Source organism: Pseudomonas sp. KCJK9016 (assembly GCF_046231795.1).
In the GTDB taxonomy this organism is placed as follows: domain Bacteria; phylum Pseudomonadota; class Gammaproteobacteria; order Pseudomonadales; family Pseudomonadaceae; genus Aquipseudomonas; species Aquipseudomonas bananamidigenes.
Genome location: NZ_JBJJMM010000057.1, coordinates 1 through 3,194 on the forward strand (window position 1 = coordinate 1; position 3,194 = coordinate 3,194).

Below are 3,194 nucleotides of genomic sequence, written 5' to 3' on the forward strand. Positions count from 1 at the left end.
TGCCAAATCGTGGCCGGTTGGCCTCGCTTCAGCAAATCGGGTATGTGACAGCATTCGGTGTTTGTGAACTCGAACTTTCGGTTCGTTTCGTCTTCACACACCGCAATCTGGCTTCAAGCGCAAATTGCTTGGGTGTTATATGGTCAAGCCTCACGGGCAATTAGTATTGGTTAGCTCAACGCCTCACAGCGCTTACACACCCAACCTATCAACGTCGTAGTCTTCGACGGCCCTTCAGGGAACTCAAGGTTCCAGTGAGATCTCATCTTGAGGCAAGTTTCCCGCTTAGATGCTTTCAGCGGTTATCTTTTCCGAACATAGCTACCCGGCAATGCCACTGGCGTGACAACCGGAACACCAGAGGTTCGTCCACTCCGGTCCTCTCGTACTAGGAGCAGCCCCTCTCAAATCTCAAACGTCCACGGCAGATAGGGACCGAACTGTCTCACGACGTTCTAAACCCAGCTCGCGTACCACTTTAAATGGCGAACAGCCATACCCTTGGGACCGGCTTCAGCCCCAGGATGTGATGAGCCGACATCGAGGTGCCAAACACCGCCGTCGATATGAACTCTTGGGCGGTATCAGCCTGTTATCCCCGGAGTACCTTTTATCCGTTGAGCGATGGCCCTTCCATACAGAACCACCGGATCACTAAGACCTACTTTCGTACCTGCTCGACGTGTCTGTCTCGCAGTCAAGCGCGCTTTTGCCTTTATACTCTGCGACCGATTTCCGACCGGTCTGAGCGCACCTTCGTACTCCTCCGTTACTCTTTAGGAGGAGACCGCCCCAGTCAAACTACCCACCATACACTGTCCTCGATCCGGATAACGGACCTGAGTTAGAACCTCAAAGTTGCCAGGGTGGTATTTCAAGGATGGCTCCACGCAAACTGGCGTTCACGCTTCAAAGCCTCCCACCTATCCTACACAAGCAAATTCAAAGTCCAGTGCAAAGCTATAGTAAAGGTTCACGGGGTCTTTCCGTCTAGCCGCGGATACACTGCATCTTCACAGCGATTTCAATTTCACTGAGTCTCGGGTGGAGACAGCGCCGCCATCGTTACGCCATTCGTGCAGGTCGGAACTTACCCGACAAGGAATTTCGCTACCTTAGGACCGTTATAGTTACGGCCGCCGTTTACCGGGGCTTCGATCAAGAGCTTCGCGTTAGCTAACCCCATCAATTAACCTTCCGGCACCGGGCAGGCGTCACACCCTATACGTCCACTTTCGTGTTTGCAGAGTGCTGTGTTTTTAATAAACAGTCGCAGCGGCCTGGTATCTTCGACCGGCATGGGCTTACGGAGCAAGTCCTTCACCCTCACCGGCGCACCTTCTCCCGAAGTTACGGTGCCATTTTGCCTAGTTCCTTCACCCGAGTTCTCTCAAGCGCCTTGGTATTCTCTACCCAACCACCTGTGTCGGTTTGGGGTACGGTTCCTGGTTATCTGAAGCTTAGAAGCTTTTCTTGGAAGCATGGCATCAACCACTTCGTCGCCTGAAGGCAACTCGTCATCAGCTCTCGGCCTTAAGATCCCGGATTTACCTAAGATCTCAGCCTACCACCTTAAACTTGGACAACCAACGCCAAGCTGGCCTAGCCTTCTCCGTCCCTCCATCGCAATAACCAGAAGTACAGGAATATTAACCTGTTTTCCATCGACTACGCTTTTCAGCCTCGCCTTAGGGACCGACTAACCCTGCGTCGATTAACGTTGCGCAGGAAACCTTGGTCTTTCGGCGTGGGTGTTTTTCACACCCATTGTCGTTACTCATGTCAGCATTCGCACTTCTGATACCTCCAGCAAGCTTCTCAACTCACCTTCACAGGCTTACAGAACGCTCCTCTACCGCATCACTTGCGTGATACCCGTAGCTTCGGTGTATGGTTTGAGCCCCGTTACATCTTCCGCGCAGGCCGACTCGACTAGTGAGCTATTACGCTTTCTTTAAAGGGTGGCTGCTTCTAAGCCAACCTCCTAGCTGTCTAAGCCTTCCCACATCGTTTCCCACTTAACCATAACTTTGGGACCTTAGCTGACGGTCTGGGTTGTTTCCCTTTTCACGACGGACGTTAGCACCCGCCGTGTGTCTCCCATGCTCGGCACTTGCTGGTATTCGGAGTTTGCATCGGTTTGGTAAGTCGGGATGACCCCCTAGCCGAAACAGTGCTCTACCCCCAGCAGTGATACATGAGGCGCTACCTAAATAGCTTTCGAGGAGAACCAGCTATCTCCGAGCTTGATTAGCCTTTCACTCCGATCCACAGGTCATCCGCTAACTTTTCAACGGTAGTCGGTTCGGTCCTCCAGTCAGTGTTACCTAACCTTCAACCTGCCCATGGATAGATCGCCCGGTTTCGGGTCTATTCCCAGCGACTAGACGCCCTATTAAGACTCGCTTTCGCTACGCCTCCCCTATTCGGTTAAGCTCGCCACTGAAAATAAGTCGCTGACCCATTATACAAAAGGTACGCAGTCACAGAACAAAGTCTGCTCCCACTGCTTGTACGCATACGGTTTCAGGATCTATTTCACTCCCCTCTCCGGGGTTCTTTTCGCCTTTCCCTCACGGTACTGGTTCACTATCGGTCAGTCAGTAGTATTTAGCCTTGGAGGATGGTCCCCCCATATTCAGACAAAGTTTCTCGTGCTCCGTCCTACTCGATTTCATGGCCAAGAGACTTTCGCGTACAGGGCTATCACCCACTATGGCCGCACTTTCCAGAGCGTTCCGCTAATCTCAAAGCCACTTAAGGGCTAGTCCCCGTTCGCTCGCCACTACTAAGGGAATCTCGGTTGATTTCTTTTCCTCAGGGTACTTAGATGTTTCAGTTCCCCTGGTTCGCCTCTTGCACCTATGTATTCAGTGCAAGATAACTGTCTTATGACAGCTGGGTTCCCCCATTCAGACATCTCCGGATCAAAGTCTGTTTGCCGACTCCCCGAAGCTTTTCGCAGGCTACCACGTCTTTCATCGCCTCTGACTGCCAAGGCATCCACCGTATGCGCTTCTTCACTTGACCATATAACCCCAAGCAATCTGGTTATACTGTGAAGACGACATTCGCCGAAAATTCGATCTGGCTCATTGAGCCAATCACAAATTTTACCTTAGCCTGATCACCACCAGTGAAAGTGGCTTTCAGTCTATCTTTCTATCACATACCCAAATTTTTAAAGAACGATC

General features: G+C 51.6%; 1 rRNA gene. It reads right to left on the reverse strand.

Annotated elements, in window-relative coordinates:
- Positions 1 to 139: 139 nt before the first annotated feature.
- Positions 140 to 3,030: ribosomal RNA gene (locus tag ACK6BI_RS27915) — 23S ribosomal RNA — on the reverse strand.
- Between the last annotated feature and the right edge of the window lie 164 nt (positions 3,031 to 3,194).